The sequence below is a fragment of the Streptomyces sp. NPDC005784 genome, assembly GCF_042871525.1.
Classification (GTDB): Bacteria; Actinomycetota; Actinomycetes; order Streptomycetales; family Streptomycetaceae; genus Streptomyces.
The window spans coordinates 152,547-166,832 of record NZ_JBIAIQ010000003.1; the positions used below are offsets into that span (position 1 = coordinate 152,547).

The window sequence follows — 14,286 nt, forward strand, 5'->3', positions numbered from 1 at the left end:
TCATCGGCGGGTCGTGCCCTCTCCATCGTCCTCTCCGGGGCCGCGATCGGGAATCCGTCATACCGCTCTGACTGTCATCACGTATCGCGATAACGTGGGGGTGTGTACGACCCTTCCCAGCTGCGTACGTTCCTGGCGGTGGCCCAGACGCTGAGCTTCACGCAGGCCGCCCGGCGGCTGGGAGTGCGCCAGTCCACGGTCAGCCAGCATGTGCGCCGGCTGGAGGACGCCGCGAGGCGGCAGTTCTTCTCGCGCGACACGCACTCCGTGGAGCTCACGGAGGACGGCGAGGCGATGCTCGGGTTCGCGCGGCGGATCCTGGAGGTGCAGGAGCAGGCGACGGCGTTCTTCACCGGGACACGGCTGCGCGGGCGGCTGCGTTTCGGCGCGTCCGAGGACTTCGTGCTGACCCGGCTGCCGGAGATCCTGGAGGGCTTCCGTTCCGACCATCCCGAGGTGGACCTGGAGCTGACGGTCGAGCTCTCCGGCACCCTCCACGAACAGCTCGCCGCCGGGCATCTCGACCTGGTGCTGGCGAAGCGGCGGCCCGAGGACCCGCGGGGCGAACTCGTCTGGCACGACCGCCTCGTGTGGATCGGCGCCCAGCGGCTGCGGCTGGACCCGGACCGCCCCGTCCCGCTGATCGTCTACCCGCCCCCGGGCATCACCCGCGCGCTCGCCCTCGAAGCGCTGGAACGCCAGGGCCGGCCGTGGCGCATCGCCTGTACGAGCGGCAGTCTCAACGGCCTGATCGCGGCGGCCCGCGCGGGTCTCGGCGTGATGGCCCACTCACGGGGACTCGTGCCGCCCGGCCTGGTCCGGGTGCCGGAGCGAGCGGGGCTCCCGGAGCTCGGCGAGGTCGACTTCGTGCTGGTGCACGGCCACCGGCGGCCTTCCGCGCAGGGGGCCGCGGACGCGCTCGCGACAGCGATCCTCGCGGGCGGCGACCGGCTGCACCGGGGACAACGGAGCTAGGGCCTTGCCAGGGGCATGGCGAGAGGCAGGACGAGGTCCGCATCAGTTGCGGAATCAGATGTTCCGATTCTGCGCCCGACGATGTCTGGTTCCGGCGCCGGGTCGTAGCGATTCCGTGGAGATTACGAACCTGAAACCTACGGAAGCGTAAGGATTTTTGTCCTACCCTTCCCCTTGTGGGGATATTTGCGTTGCTGACCTGTGCGGACGCCGCACCCCTCGGCGGTTCGAGGCCCCTCCCGCCCCGTCGCATGGTGGGGTAGCTTTCACGGCGCTGTGCGGAGCGCCACGAGGAGCGGTATTGCGCGAGTTCACCAACCCCCCGTTGGCGTCGGCGCCGCCGGTGGGCGGCCTGGCCGACGTCGTCTTCGACCATGCCCGGGAAGACCCGCTCCACATCGCGCTCGGCCGCAAGGACGAGCAGGGAGAGTGGCGCGACGTCACCTCGGCCGAGTTCCGGGACGAGGTCCTTGCGCTCGCCAAGGGCATGCTCGCCCAGGGCATCCGCTTCGGCGACCGGGTCGCCATCATGTGTCCCACCCGCTACGAGTGGACGCTGTTCGACTTCGCATTGTGGACGATCGGCGCCCAGGTCGTGCCCGTCTACCCCACGTCCTCCGCCGAGCAGGTCTTCTGGATGCTGCACGACGCGCAGGTGTCGGCGATCATGGTGGAGCACGAGGACCACGCGATGACCGTCGCCACGGTCGTCGACCGCCTCCCCCAGTTGCACAAGCTGTGGCAGCTCGACGTGGGCGCGGTGCACGAGTTGTACGAGGCGGGCGCACACCTGGACGACGAGGTGGTCCACCGGCACCGCCGCGCGGTCACCCCCGAATCGATCGCGACGATCATCTACACCTCGGGCACCACCGGGCGCCCCAAGGGCTGTGTCATCTCGCACGCGAACTTCATGTTCGAGGCGGACACCGTCATCACACGCTGGGAACCCGTCTTCCACTCCAAGCGCGGCGACGAGGCGTCCACCCTGCTGTTCCTGCCGCTCGCGCACGTCTTCGGGCGGATGGTGCAGATCGCCGCGTTCCGCGGGAAGGTGAAGTTCGGGCACCAGCCCCAGCTGAACGCGTCCGCGCTGCTGCCGGACCTCGCCGCCTTCCGGCCCACCTTCTTCCTGGCCGTGCCGTACATCTTCGAGAAGGTCTTCAACGCCGCCCACCGCAAGGCCGAGAGAGAGGGCAAATCCGGCCCCTTCGAGAAGGCCGTCGACATCGCCGTGCGCTACGCGGACGCCGTCGAGTCCAAGGCCTGGGGCATCGGTCCGGGCCCCTCGGCGAGCCTGCGCATGCAGCACCAGGTCTTCGACAAGCTCGTCTACTCCAAGGTGCGGGCCGCGATGGGCGGCCGGGTCAGGCACGCGATGTCGGGCGGCTCGGCGATGGACCGGCGGCTCGGGCTGTTCTTCGCGGGCGCGGGCGTCACCATCTACGAGGGGTACGGGCTCACCGAGTCCACGGCCGCCGCGACCGCCAACCCGCCCGAGCTCACCCGGTTCGGCACCGTCGGGCAGGCGATCCCCGGCACCACCGTGCACATCGCGGACGACGGCGAAATCTGGCTGAACGGCGGCCATGTGTTCCAGGGCTACCTCAACAACGACAAGGCCACCGACGCCACACTGCACGACGGCTGGCTGGCCACCGGCGACCTCGGGTCCCTGGACGAGGACGGCTACCTCACGATCACCGGGCGCAAGAAGGAGATCCTGGTGACCTCCGGCGGCAAGAGCGTCTCGCCGGGCGTGCTGGAGGAGCGGGTGCGCGACCATCCGCTGGTCGCGCAGTGCATAGTGGTCGGCAACGACCGGCCGTACATCGCCGCGCTCGTCACCCTCGACTCCGAGGCCGTCGACCACTGGCTCCAGATGCGCGGCAAGCCGCCGCTGTCCGCCGGCGATCTGGTGCGCGACCCCGACCTGGAGACCGAGGTGCGGCGAGCCGTGGTCGCCGCGAACACGCTGGTCTCGCAGGCCGAGTCGATCCGTACGTTCCGGATACTGGCCAACCAGTTCACCGAGGAGCACGGCCTCCTGACGCCGTCGCTGAAGCTGAAGCGCAGGGCGATCGAGAAGGCGTACTCGGCGGAGGTCGAGGCGCTCTACCGGACGTAGTCCGGGGCGGGTCCGGATCGTCGCCGCAGCCGAGGACTCTCAGGGTTCCGCAACGGTTGATCGGATCATTTCAGCCAATCTCCGATTCGTCGGACCGGGAGCCCGGTCAGGAATGCATCACGGCCCGTGATCGTTGACGATACGAGTACCACCCGACGACTGAAGGATCGAGAGCTCGTGAGCAAGGTCCCCCCGATCATCCTGAACAACGGCGTCGAGATGCCGCAACTGGGCTTCGGCGTCTGGCAGGTGCCGGACGACGAGGCGGAGCGGGCGGTCGCCACCGCTCTGGAGTCCGGGTACCGCAGCATCGACACAGCGGCGATCTACGGCAACGAAGAGGGCACGGGCAAGGCCGTCAACGCCTCAGGCATCGCCCGCGAGGAGCTCTTCGTCACCACCAAGCTCTGGAACAGCGACCAGGGGTACGACTCCGCGCTGCGCGCCTTCGACACCTCGCTGGAGAAGCTCGGCCTGGACTATGTCGACCTGTACCTGATCCACTGGCCGACGCCGTCCCGGGGCACGTACGTCGACACGTTCAAGGCCTTCGAGAAGATCTACGCGGACGGCCGCGCCAAGGCCATCGGCACGTCGAACTTCCTCCCGGAGCACCTGGCGAAGCTGATCGACGAGACGTCCGTCATCCCGGCCGTCAACCAGATCGAGCTGCACCCGCACCTCCAGCAGCGCGCCGCCCGTGAGTTCCACGCCGAGCAGGGGATCGCGACCGAGGCCTGGTCGCCGCTGGGCCAGGGCAAGGGCCTCCTGGAGGTCCCGGCCATCGTCGCCATCGCCCAGAAGCACGGCCGTACCCCGGCCCAGATCGTCCTGCGCTGGCACCTCCAGGTGGGCACCATCGTGATCCCGAAGTCCGTGACCCCGTCCCGGATCAAGGAGAACATCGACGTCTTCGACTTCTCCCTGGACACCGAGGACATCGCGGCGATCTCGGCCCTGAACGAGGACCGCCGGATCGGCCCGGACCCGGCCGTCTTCGACATCGGCTGACCGGCCCGCCCGCGAAAAGGGCCGCCGGCCCGGATGCTCACCGCATCCGGGCCGGCGGCCCTTTTCGCGTCCCTGGACCGGACCAACTGGGCCGCAGGTATTGACGCGGTCATGCAAGGAGGGCCACTTTGTACGGCAACCCGGTAAGGAAAGTTTCCTAACAGAAGGGTCCCCCACAGTGCGCACTCGAACACTGCCCCTGTCCGCGGCCGTCGGCGCGGCGCTGCTCGCCGTCGCCACGCTCCCGGCCAGTGCCTCCGGCACCGCCAACCCCCGCTCGGCACAGGAGGGTTCGGTCAGCGCGTCCGCCCTCCTCGCCAAGGTGACGTCCTGTTCGCAGATATCGAGCGGCAAGTACAAGACCGACGACGAGACCTCGGCCACCATCCCCGTCTGCGGCAAGAACGGCGCCGTGTTCTGGAAGGCCGACATGGACATCGACTGCGACGGCCAGGTCACCGGCAAGTGCAGTTCCGACACCGACCCCTGGTTCCAGGACGACACCGCCTTCCACCAGTCCAACGGCCAGGCGCTGCGCGCCGATTCACTGCCCTACGTCGTCGTGCCGAGCACCAGCAGCATCTGGAAGTACACGAGTTCGGGCATCAAGGGCGGCGGCGTGGTCGCCGTCATATACAACGGCAAGGTCGAGTACGCGGTGGTCGGCGACACCGGACCGACGAAGATCATCGGTGAGGCGTCGTACGCCACGGCGAACGCGCTCGGTATCGACCCCGACCCGGAGACGGGCGGGACCGACTCGGGCGTGACGTACATCCTGTTCAAGAACTCGCAGGTGTCGCCCATCGAGAGCCACAGCGCGGCCGTGTCGCTCGGGGACTCGCTGGCCAAGCAGTTCCTCGCGAACAACTGAGCATCCGCCCGGCGGGGACGCCCGTCGCCCCGCCGGGCCCGCATCAGACGGGCTGGCCGATCGGGCGGACGACCACGGTGTTCACGTCGACGCCCGCCGGCTGGCCCACCGCCCAGACGATCGAGTCCGCGAGCTGGTCCGCCGTCAGCAGGTGTCCCGGCGGCAGGCTGCCGTAGCTGTCCCAGAACGGGGTCTCCACCCGGCCGGGCGAGATGAGGGTCACGCCCACGCCGTACTCGGTGACCTGGCGCCTGGTGTTCTCGGCGAGCCCGGTCACCGCCCACTTGGTCGCGCCGTAGATGTTGCCGGGCGTGTTCACATGCCCGGCGACACTGCCGATCAGCACGATGCGGCCACGGGCCTCCTTCAGCGCGTCGATGGACGCCCTGATGAGCAGCGCGGGCCCCAGCACATTGGTCAGCACCATCTCGGACCAGCCGGCCGGGTCGCCCTCCGCGACCGTGTCATGGGTGGCGAAACCGGCGTTGGCGACGACGGTGTCGAGCCGCCCGAACTCCTTGAGCGTCGCCTCGACCGCCGCCCGCACCTGGTCGTACTCGGCCGCGTGCCCGACGACCGTCAACAGCCCCTCGGGGTTGCCGAGTTCCTCGGCGAAACCGCGCAGCCTCTCCGCACCGCGACCGGTGACGGCCACCCGGTGCCCGGCGTCGAGCAACCGGCGGGCGACCGCGGCTCCGATACCGCTTCCGCCTCCGGTGATGAGCGCGACGGGAGAGTCGGTCATGGTGTACCCCCAGCAGTGTCCGGCCCGGACGGGCCAACTGTGCACAGAACTCCGGGAGTTCATCACTTGGAGCACACTCGATGTCAAGGCCCGCCCGTCGCCCCGGCGGCCGGGTGACGGTCACCGGGACTACTCCGGCTTGACCCCCACGTACACCGTCATCGCCGTCAGGACGAACACGTCCGGGCGGTGGTGCACGCTCGCCTTGTCGTCCGGGTCGAGGAGCCGGTCGAGCGTGGCGAGGTCCTCGGCGTCGAGCCCATCGGCCAGGCCGTCCCGGCGGCGGGTGAGGACGGTGCGGACGAAGGCGCGAGCCTCGTCCGAGAGCGGGGCCGGGAGGTCGAGGAGGAAGGTGCGGGTCGCCGTGTGGCGCAGGCCGACGGCGGTGAGCAGTGCGGGCCAGTCCTCCGTCTCCGTCACCGATCCGGGCAGCTCGGCCCGCATACGGGTGAACCACTCGTCGTGCACCGCGTCGATGCGGGCCTCCAGGCCGGGCCGGCCGATGCCGGTGTCGCGCGGGAGGAACCGCGTGGGCAGGCCGCCCTCCAGCAACGCGAGGGTGCCACCGGGCGCAAGGCTGCGGACGAAGCCCGCGAGAGCGGCCCGCTGATCGCCGACATGGTGCAGCGACCTGCTGGCCCACAACAGGTCCGCGGGGTACTCCAAGTCACCTATGCCCTCGGAGAGTTCGGCCTCGACCGTGCTGAAGCGGTCGGCGACACCGAGCCGCTCGGCGCGGGCGCGGGCCTCCGCCAGCAGGGGCTCGGCGCCGTCCACGGCGACGACCCGCGCGCCGGGGAACTTCTCGGCGAGCAGACAGGAGATGACTCCGGGGCCGCTGCCCGCGTCCACGATCAGTCCCGGCTCGGGCCGCTGCTCCCGCAGCCACTCGGCCGCCTCGACGTAGGCCGGGGTGAACAGCTCCGCCTCCTGCACCAGCATGGGCAGCATCTGGGAGAAGTCCATGTGGGTGTGGTCGTGGCTGTGAGCGTGCCCGTGGTTCCCCGCGGGTCCGTGACCGTGATCCTGCGCCGGGCCGTGGTGGGGTGCCGGGCCGTGACCGCTGCCGTGGTCGTGGTCGTGGTCCTGTGCCATGGGACAAGCCTCTCTCTCGGGATGGGGACAGCGTGCGCCGCCACTCCCGGAAACGGCCAGTCGTGTTGCTCGAACGGCAAAAAAGGAGCACCGCCGGAAAACCGGATGCGCCCGCGGGGACCGGTCATCGAGCATGGCCGCATGGACGACGTCATGCTGGAGCGCTTCCTCGAGGACGGCTTCGTGCGGATCGAGGGCGCCTTCCCGTCGCGGGTCGCCGCCGACTGCGTCCGGCTGCTGTGGGACGAGACGGGCTGCTCCCCGGACGACCCCGCCACCTGGACCGAGCCCGTGCGCTGGATCTCCGGGATGGCCCAGGGTCCCTTCGCCGCCGCGGTCAACTCGCCCGCCCTGCATGACGCGTTCGACCTGCTGCTCGGGGAGGGCCGCTGGGAGCCGCGCTACTCGCTGGGCAGCTTCCCGCTGCGATTCCCGCACGACGAGGAGCCGGACGACGCGGGCTGGCACATCGAGGGAAGCTATCTGCCCGAGGGCGCGAGCTGGTACTACGCCAATCTGCGTTCCAGGGATCGCGCGCTGCTGATGCTGTTCCTGTTCACCGAGGTGGGTCCCGAGGACGCCCCGACCCGTATCCGCGTCGGCTCGCACCTGGACGTGCCGCCGCTCCTGGAGCCGTACGGGGAGAAGGGCGTCTCGGGGCTGGACATCGCGCCGCGGCTGGTCGAGGCGTCGGCGCACCGGCCGGTCGCGTACGCCACCGGCCGGCCCGGCGACGTATACCTGTGTCATCCCTTCCTGGTGCACGCGGCGCAGCCGCACCACGGGAGCCGGCCCCGGTTCATGGCACAGCCGCCGCTGTCCCCGGCGGCGCCCCTGGAGCTGGAGCGGGCCGACGGGGACTACTCGGCGGTGGAGTTCGCGATCCGCCAGGGGCTGGGGAAGGAGAACTGACCCCTGGCGGACCGCGCGCGCTCAGCCGGTCACAGTGCCGGGTACGCGTTCTTCATGAGCTCCTGGAACTGGGCGGAGAACCAGTGCCCGGAGAGCGGGGCGTTCGGCAGCGCGCCGGAGAGGCTGTTCCCGTTGCGGGCGTTGCCCGTGTACGTGGGGTCGCACATCCGGTCGAAGCCCTTGCCCTCGTCGTTCGCGATCGCCGTGCTGGAGCCGTCGGACTCGCCCGGAGGCTTCATCCACACATAGGCGTCGATGCCGGCCGCCGGTGCCGCCTGCGGCCGCTCGCCGAGGCCCGCGCCCGACTGGTTGCACCAGTTGCCGATGTGGATACGGCGGTCGTAGCGCCCTCCGTCGACGTATGTGTCGACGCTGGTCGTCGCACCGGGTCCGGCGGGCCGGGCCGTGCCGCCCCAGCCGTTCCTGGAGGTGTCGATCAGCATGCCGATACCGGAGTTGAAGCCGACCGAGACGAGTTGGGTGCGGAAGGCCTGCGCGAAGGAGAGCTCGTCGACATAGCGGTTCCAGTCCACCCACTTGGACTGGCGCACCGAGGTGCCGTTCACCGTGTCGTTGATGGTGAAGTTGTTCTCCTTGAGGGTGCTGTAGTTCGCCGTGTTGGTGATGAAGCCCTGGACGTCGTTCACCGTCGCGCCCTCGGCGGTCGCGGCCTGCTTGAAGATGGTGGCGGCGGGGGCGAAGTTGTCGTCCCAGCCGAGCCATCCGTGGTGGCCGGCGTCGAGGTAGTTGTAGACGTTCGGGATCGCGCCGAGCTTGGCGAGCGCGTAGCCGACGCCCTTCACGTAGTTGCCGTTGGCGAGCATGGTGTCGCACGCGGGGGTGGCGGTGGCGCGGCTGCCGGTGTTGGTGACGAGGTTCGGCAGCGAGTCGATCTCGATGGTCGTGACGATCCGCAGCGAGGCGTACTTGCTGTCGGCGAGGATCGCCGCGATCGGGTCGATGAACTGCGTCTTGTACTTGTCGATCTCCGTCGCGCCGATTTCGCCGTTGGAGGCGAGGGCGGCGCAGTCGCGGCCGGGCAGGTCGTAGACGACGAGTTGGACGACCTCTTCACCGGTGCCCTTCTGGGCGAGCGCCGCGTCGAGGTGGGCGCGCAGGCCCATGCTGCCGGACGCGCCGTTGATCGCGGCGATCCGGTCGAGCCAGACACCGGTGGGCTGGTTGGAGATCCGGCTGCCGCCGGTCTCGGCGGCGGCCTTCGCCGACCACTCCGGGTTCACGTACACCTTGGCGCCGGCGTACGGGTTGTCGACCTTGCCGGAGGGGTCGGTGCCGCCTCCGCCTCCCCCGCCGCCACTGCCGTCGTCGACGTTGCAGGTCACGCCGTCGAGCGTGAAGGTGGTGGGCAGGGCGTTGCTGCCGCTGTAGGAGCCGTTGAAGCCGAAGCTGACCGAACCGCCCGTGGCCAGCGTGCCGTTGTAGGTCTCGTTGTTCGCGGTGACGGCGGTGCCGCTCTGGGTGAGCTTGGTGTTCCAGTAGTTGGTGACCTTCTGATTGCCGGCGTAGGCCCACTTCACCGACCAACTGGACTTGGCGGCACCGTTGTTGGTGACGGTGACGGCGGCGGTGAAGCCGGTGTCCCACTGGTTCTGCACCTTGTAGTCGACGGTGCAGGGGATGGCGGCGACCGCGTTCGTGCCGACGTCGGCGGGGACCGCCGAGGCGGCGCCCGATCCCGCCGCGATCAGGGCGAGTGCCCCGAGAAGTGCTGTTCTTGCGCGGCTCATGTGCGGGTTCCTTATCCGTTGAGGGCGCGCAGGTGGTCACGCAGCCCGATGCCGTAGGAGGTCGGAGTTCCGTCGTAGTTCGAGATCAGGGACGGACCGGAGGAACAGTCCCAGGTGTTCCAGGTCCAGCCGAGATAGGAGAGCCCCCGGTCGTCGAACCACTTCATGACGGTGTCGACGAAGGAGTGGGAGCAGGTGTTCTCCCCGATCTCCCCCGCCACGAGGGGGACTTGGGCAGCCACCGGGGCGAGTGTCGAGCTCCAGCAGCTCTCGCTCGCGCAGGTGTTGAAGTTGTAGACGTGGTACGCGGCGACGAGATTGCCCGTGGGATCACTGGGCTTGTACGTCAGCCACTGGCTCAGGTCGTTCGAGTACGCGAGACCGCCGGCCAGGATCAGGTTCTTGGCGCCGGTGCCGCGTACCGAGTCGACCAGGCTCTGCATCCCGGCGACCGGGTAGGAGATGCCGGGGCAGGTGCCGCCGTCGCGCCAGCAGGTCCACGCCTGGGTGGTCGTGGAGGTCGCGCGGTCCGGGTAGGGCTCGTTGAACAGGTCGAAAGCGACGGCCTGGTCGTCCTTGAAGCTGCTCGCCACCGAGGCCCAGAAGGACGGGGTGTACTGCGCGTCGGGCATCGGTTTCTGGCAGGTGGCGTGCACGTCGGAGCAGCCCGCCGAGTTGCCCGTGTACTGGCCGTACGTCCAGTGCAGATCGAGGACCGGGGTCATGCCGTGCGCCTCGACCCTGGCCACCAGGTCCTTGACCGCGGAGATGTAGTTGGCCCCGGCGTACTCCGGTTTGATGTTGGACAGGCCGAGCCAGCACTCCTCGTTCAGCGGAATGCGGACCGTGTTGACCTTCCAGTCGGCGATCGCCTTGACGGAGGCGTCGTCGACGGGACCGTCGAAGAAGCCGTAGCCCTGGACGCACATGAACTCGCCGCCGGAGCGGTTGACGCCGAGCAGCCTGCGGCCGGCTCCTGCGGAGTCGACCAGCTTGTTGCCCGAGACATGCAGTTTCGGCGCCTCACCGCTCGTCGGCGGCGGGTCGGTCGGGGTGGGTGTGGGCGTCGGCTGGGCGTCCACATTGCAGGTGGTGCCGTTGAGCCGGAAGGCCGTCGGCACCGCGTTGCTTCCCGACCAGGAGGCGAGGAACCCTGCGCTGACGCTCGCGCCGGTCGCCAACGAGCCGTTCCAGCTCTCGTTGGACGCCGTCACCGTCGTGCCGGACTGGGACCACTTGGCACTCCAGCCCTGGGTGACCTTCTGGCCGCCCGAGAAGTCGAAGCCGAGACTCCAACTGCTCAGCGCGGCCATGTTGTTGGTGATTTTCACGGCGCCCTGGAAGCCGGTGTCCCACTGGCCGGTGACCGAGTACTCCACCGTGCACGCGGGTGTGGCTCCCGAAGCCGTGACGACCGGCGCGACGGCCGTGCCCACAAGGGCGACCGCGGCGCCGATCACTAAAAGAGACAAACGCGGGGGGTGACGCATGAAGCGACTCCTTGCAGCTCTGACGCGCCTTGATCGACACGTCGACTGATGGAACCGCTCCCACTGGTGCCGATGAAGCTAGCGCCAAGTTCCGTTGTTGGACAGAGGAGTTGCACTGTTGATCAATCGAATCATTTCGACTCTTCGAGCACCTTGACCCCTCACACCCCTCTCTCCAATATGGGAGCGCTCCCACTGGTTCAAGGCTTGTTGCTCCTCCCCCCATTCTCCGAGCCGCAAGGAGGAACCAGCACCATGGATCCCAGCCCTCGATGGAGACGTCGTCGCAGTTCGCGACGCCTGTGGACCGCCGTAGTGGCGGCGCTCGCCCTCCCGTTCGCGACTCTGGCGACCGGTGCGACTCCCGCACACGCGGCCACGGTTCAGTGCAGCGTCGACTACAAGACCAACGACTGGGGCTCCGGCTTCACCGCGGATCTGACGATCACCAATCGGGGCTCGGACGCCATCAACGGCTGGACCCTGACGTACGCCTACACGGGCAACCAGACCCTCACCAACGGCTGGAACGGGACCTGGTCCCAGTCCGGCAAGACGGTCACCGCGAAGAACGCGGCGTGGAACGGGACGATCGCCGCCGGGACCGCCGTGACCGCCGGCGCGCAGTTCACCTACAGCGGCACCAACACCGCCCCCGCCTCCTACGCCGTCAACGGCACCACCTGCACCGGCGCGCACCAGCCACCGATCACCGTCCTGACCAGCCCCGCGGCGGGCGCCGTCTACACCCAGGGCGACGCCGTCCCGCTGGCCGCGACCGCGGCGGCGGCCGACGGGGCGACCGTCTCCAAGGTCGAGTTCTACGACGACACGACCCTGCTCGGCACCGACACCAGCTCGCCGTTCACCCTGTCGGCGTCCGGGCTGGCCGTGGGCAGTCACTCCATCCTCGCGAAGGCGTACGACAGCCTGGGCGCGTCGGCGGAGTCCACGCCGGCCGGCATCACGGTCGCCTCGGGACCCGCGATCGTCGCCTCCCCGACCCAACTCGGCGTCCAGCAGAGCAAGTCGGGGACGTTCACGGTGAAGCTCTCGACCCATCCGAGCGCCAACGTGACGGTGGCGGTGGCCCGCACGGACGGCAACACCGGGCTCTCCGTCACCGGTGGTTCGAGTCTGGCCTTCACCCCGTCCAACTGGAACACGGCGCAGACGGTGACCATCACCGCCGATGCCTCCGGGACGGGGTCCGCGACCTTCACGGCCTCGGCGACCGGCCAGGCCAAGGCCACCGTCACCGTGACGGAACTGGCCGCGACGAAGGCGTACGACGCGCGCTTCCTGGACCTCTACGGCAAGATCACCAACCCGTCGAACGGCTACTTCTCCCCCGAGGGCATCCCCTATCACTCGGTGGAGACGCTGATCGTCGAGGCGCCGGACCAGGGACACGAGACGACGTCGGAGGCGTACAGCTATCTGATCTGGCTCCAGGCGATGTACGGGAAGGTCACCGGCGACTGGTCGAAGTTCAACGCCGCGTGGTCGACCATGGAGACGTACATGATCCCCACGCGCGCCGACCAGCCGACGAACTCCTTCTACAACGCGTCCAAGCCGGCCACCTACGCGCCCGAGCTGGACACGCCGAACGAGTACCCGGCCAAGCTCGACACCGGTGTCTCGGTCGGTCCGGACCCGATCGCCGCCGAGCTGAAGAGCGCGTACGGCACGGACGACGTGTACGGCATGCACTGGCTCCAGGACGTGGACAACACCTACGGCTACGGCAATGAGCCGGGCAAGTGCGAGGCGGGTCCGACCGCCACCGGTCCGTCGTACATCAACACCTTCCAGCGCGGTGCACAGGAGTCGGTGTGGGAGACGGTGCCGCAGCCGACCTGCGACGCCTTCAAGTACGGCGGCAAGAACGGGTACTTGGACCTCTTCACCGGGGACTCCTCGTACGCGAAGCAGTGGAAGTACACGGACGCCCCGGACGCCGACGCGCGTGCGGTGCAGGCCGCCTACTGGGCCGACGTGTGGGCCAAGGCCCAGGGCAAGAGCGCCGACGTCTCGACCACCGTCGGCAAGGCCGCGAAGATGGGCGACTATCTCCGCTACGCCATGTACGACAAGTACTTCAAGAAAATAGGCAATTGCGTCGGCCCGACGACCTGCCCGGCGGGTACCGGCAAGGACGCCTCGCACTATCTGCTCTCCTGGTACTACGCCTGGGGCGGCGCGAACGACACCTCGGCGGGCTGGGCCTGGCGCATCGGCTCCAGCCACACCCACGGCGGCTACCAGAACCCGCTGGCCGCCTACGCGCTCAGCACCAACGCCGACCTGAAGCCCAAGTCGGCGACGGGGGCCTCGGACTGGGCCACCTCGCTGACCCGCCAACTGGAGTTCTACCGCTGGCTCCAGTCGAACGAGGGCGCCATCGCGGGCGGCGCGACCAACAGTTGGGCCGGCCGTTACGCGACGCCTCCGGCAGGGACGCCGACCTTCTACGGCATGTACTACGACCAGCAGCCGGTGTACCACGACCCGCCGTCCAACCAGTGGTTCGGCTTCCAGGCCTGGTCCATGGAGCGGGTCGCCGAGTACTACCAGCAGACGGGGAACGCGAGCGCCAAGGCGGTCCTCGACAAGTGGGTCGCGTGGGCGCTGTCCAAGACCACGATCAACCCGGACGGCACCTACCAGATCCCGTCCACCCTCCAGTGGTCCGGCGCACCGGACACCTGGAACGCGTCAAGTCCCGGTGCCAACAGCGGACTTCACGTCACCGTCGCCGACTACACGAACGACGTCGGCGTGGCCGCCGCGTACGCCAAGACCCTGTCGTACTACGCCGCCAAGTCCGGCAACACCCAGGCGAAGACGACGGCGAAGGCACTTCTGGACGGCATGTGGAACAACTACCAGGACGGTCTGGGCATAGCCGTCCCGGAGACCCGCTCCGACTACAACCGCTTCAACGACAGCGTGTACGTGCCGAGCACCTTCACCGGCACGATGCCGAACGGCGACGCGGTCAACTCCTCCTCGACCTTCGCCTCGCTGCGCTCGTTCTACAAGAACGATCCGGCCTGGTCGAAGATCCAGAGCTACCTGGCGGGCGGCGCCGCGCCCTCCTTCACGTACCACCGGTTCTGGGCGCAGGCGGACATCGCCCTCGCCATGGGTTCGTACGCGGAGCTTCTCGAATAGTCCCCGCTGTGGCTCCGGGTACGCGGCCCTGTCCCTGACGGCAGGGCCACCGGCCGGGCGGTCCCTCACCGCACTGAGGGCCGCCCGGCCATCACGCTCCCCTTCCCGACTCCCGCCCATTTCGCCCT

At 69.0% G+C, this 14,286-nt stretch carries 10 protein-coding genes; 6 read left to right on the forward strand and 4 right to left on the reverse strand.

Annotation, left to right across the window (positions count from 1 at the left end):
- Positions 1 to 102 precede the first annotated feature (102 nt).
- The 4 genes from ACFYR3_RS06150 to ACFYR3_RS06165 all read left to right on the forward strand — a co-directional run bounded on the left by ACFYR3_RS06150 (position 103) and on the right by ACFYR3_RS06165 (position 4,988).
- Positions 103 to 975, forward strand: a complete 873-nt coding sequence (locus ACFYR3_RS06150; RefSeq protein WP_389281724.1) for a LysR substrate-binding domain-containing protein — start codon at positions 103 to 105, stop codon at positions 973 to 975.
- Positions 976 to 1,276: 301 nt separating this feature from the next.
- A complete protein-coding gene (locus ACFYR3_RS06155) occupies positions 1,277 to 3,103 on the forward strand; it encodes an AMP-dependent synthetase/ligase (protein WP_355849836.1) in 1,827 nt (608 codons plus the stop codon).
- A 219-nt stretch (positions 3,104 to 3,322) separates the two neighbouring features.
- Complete coding sequence (locus ACFYR3_RS06160; RefSeq protein ID WP_355850052.1) at positions 3,323 to 4,114, forward strand: aldo/keto reductase; 792 nt, start codon at positions 3,323 to 3,325, stop codon at positions 4,112 to 4,114.
- Positions 4,115 to 4,292: 178 nt separating this feature from the next.
- Positions 4,293 to 4,988: a glycoside hydrolase family 75 protein gene (locus ACFYR3_RS06165; RefSeq protein ID WP_355840336.1), complete on the forward strand. Its 696-nt coding sequence runs from the start codon at positions 4,293 to 4,295 to the stop codon at positions 4,986 to 4,988.
- 43 nt (positions 4,989 to 5,031) lie between these two features.
- Here ACFYR3_RS06165 and ACFYR3_RS06170 read toward each other — a convergent pair whose 3' ends face one another.
- On the reverse strand, positions 5,032 to 5,733 hold the full coding sequence (locus ACFYR3_RS06170) for an SDR family oxidoreductase (protein WP_355840335.1): 702 nt from the start codon (positions 5,731 to 5,733) through the stop codon (positions 5,032 to 5,034).
- A 129-nt stretch (positions 5,734 to 5,862) separates the two neighbouring features.
- Positions 5,863 to 6,828, reverse strand: a complete 966-nt coding sequence (locus tag ACFYR3_RS06175) for a methyltransferase domain-containing protein (RefSeq protein WP_389281727.1) — start codon at positions 6,826 to 6,828, stop codon at positions 5,863 to 5,865.
- A 141-nt stretch (positions 6,829 to 6,969) separates the two neighbouring features.
- Here ACFYR3_RS06175 and ACFYR3_RS06180 point away from each other — a divergent pair, with 141 nt between their 5' ends.
- Positions 6,970 to 7,740 carry a phytanoyl-CoA dioxygenase family protein gene (locus ACFYR3_RS06180; protein ID WP_389281729.1) on the forward strand — a complete coding sequence of 257 codons (771 nt, stop codon included), beginning with the start codon at positions 6,970 to 6,972 and terminating at the stop codon, positions 7,738 to 7,740.
- Positions 7,741 to 7,769: 29 nt separating this feature from the next.
- Here the strand turns inward: ACFYR3_RS06180 and ACFYR3_RS06185 are convergent, their stop codons facing one another.
- Entirely contained in the window at positions 7,770 to 9,488 is a 1,719-nt protein-coding gene (locus ACFYR3_RS06185) for a glycoside hydrolase family 6 protein (RefSeq protein ID WP_389281731.1), read from the reverse strand.
- A gap of 11 nt (positions 9,489 to 9,499) precedes the next feature.
- Positions 9,500 to 10,978, reverse strand: a complete 1,479-nt coding sequence (locus ACFYR3_RS06190; RefSeq protein WP_389281733.1) for a cellulase family glycosylhydrolase — start codon at positions 10,976 to 10,978, stop codon at positions 9,500 to 9,502.
- A 255-nt stretch (positions 10,979 to 11,233) separates the two neighbouring features.
- On the opposite strand from ACFYR3_RS06190, the gene ACFYR3_RS06195 reads away from it, so the two are divergent.
- Positions 11,234 to 14,158 (forward strand): glycoside hydrolase family 48 protein, encoded by a 2,925-nt coding sequence (locus ACFYR3_RS06195; RefSeq protein ID WP_389281735.1) that lies wholly within the window; start codon positions 11,234 to 11,236, stop codon positions 14,156 to 14,158.
- Positions 14,159 to 14,286 lie beyond the last annotated feature (128 nt).

Coding starts and splice junctions, on each gene's coding strand:
- ACFYR3_RS06170 (WP_355840335.1), bottom strand. CDS start 5,733: ATGACCGACTCTCCCGTCGCGCTCATCACCGGAGGCGGAAGCGGTATC.
- ACFYR3_RS06175 (WP_389281727.1), bottom strand. CDS start 6,828: ATGGCACAGGACCACGACCACGACCACGGCAGCGGTCACGGCCCGGCA.
- ACFYR3_RS06190 (WP_389281733.1), bottom strand. CDS start 10,978: ATGCGTCACCCCCCGCGTTTGTCTCTTTTAGTGATCGGCGCCGCGGTC.
- ACFYR3_RS06160 (WP_355850052.1), top strand. CDS start 3,323: ATGCCGCAACTGGGCTTCGGCGTCTGGCAGGTGCCGGACGACGAGGCG.
- ACFYR3_RS06195 (WP_389281735.1), top strand. CDS start 11,234: ATGGATCCCAGCCCTCGATGGAGACGTCGTCGCAGTTCGCGACGCCTG.
- ACFYR3_RS06180 (WP_389281729.1), top strand. CDS start 6,970: ATGGACGACGTCATGCTGGAGCGCTTCCTCGAGGACGGCTTCGTGCGG.
- ACFYR3_RS06185 (WP_389281731.1), bottom strand. CDS start 9,488: ATGAGCCGCGCAAGAACAGCACTTCTCGGGGCACTCGCCCTGATCGCG.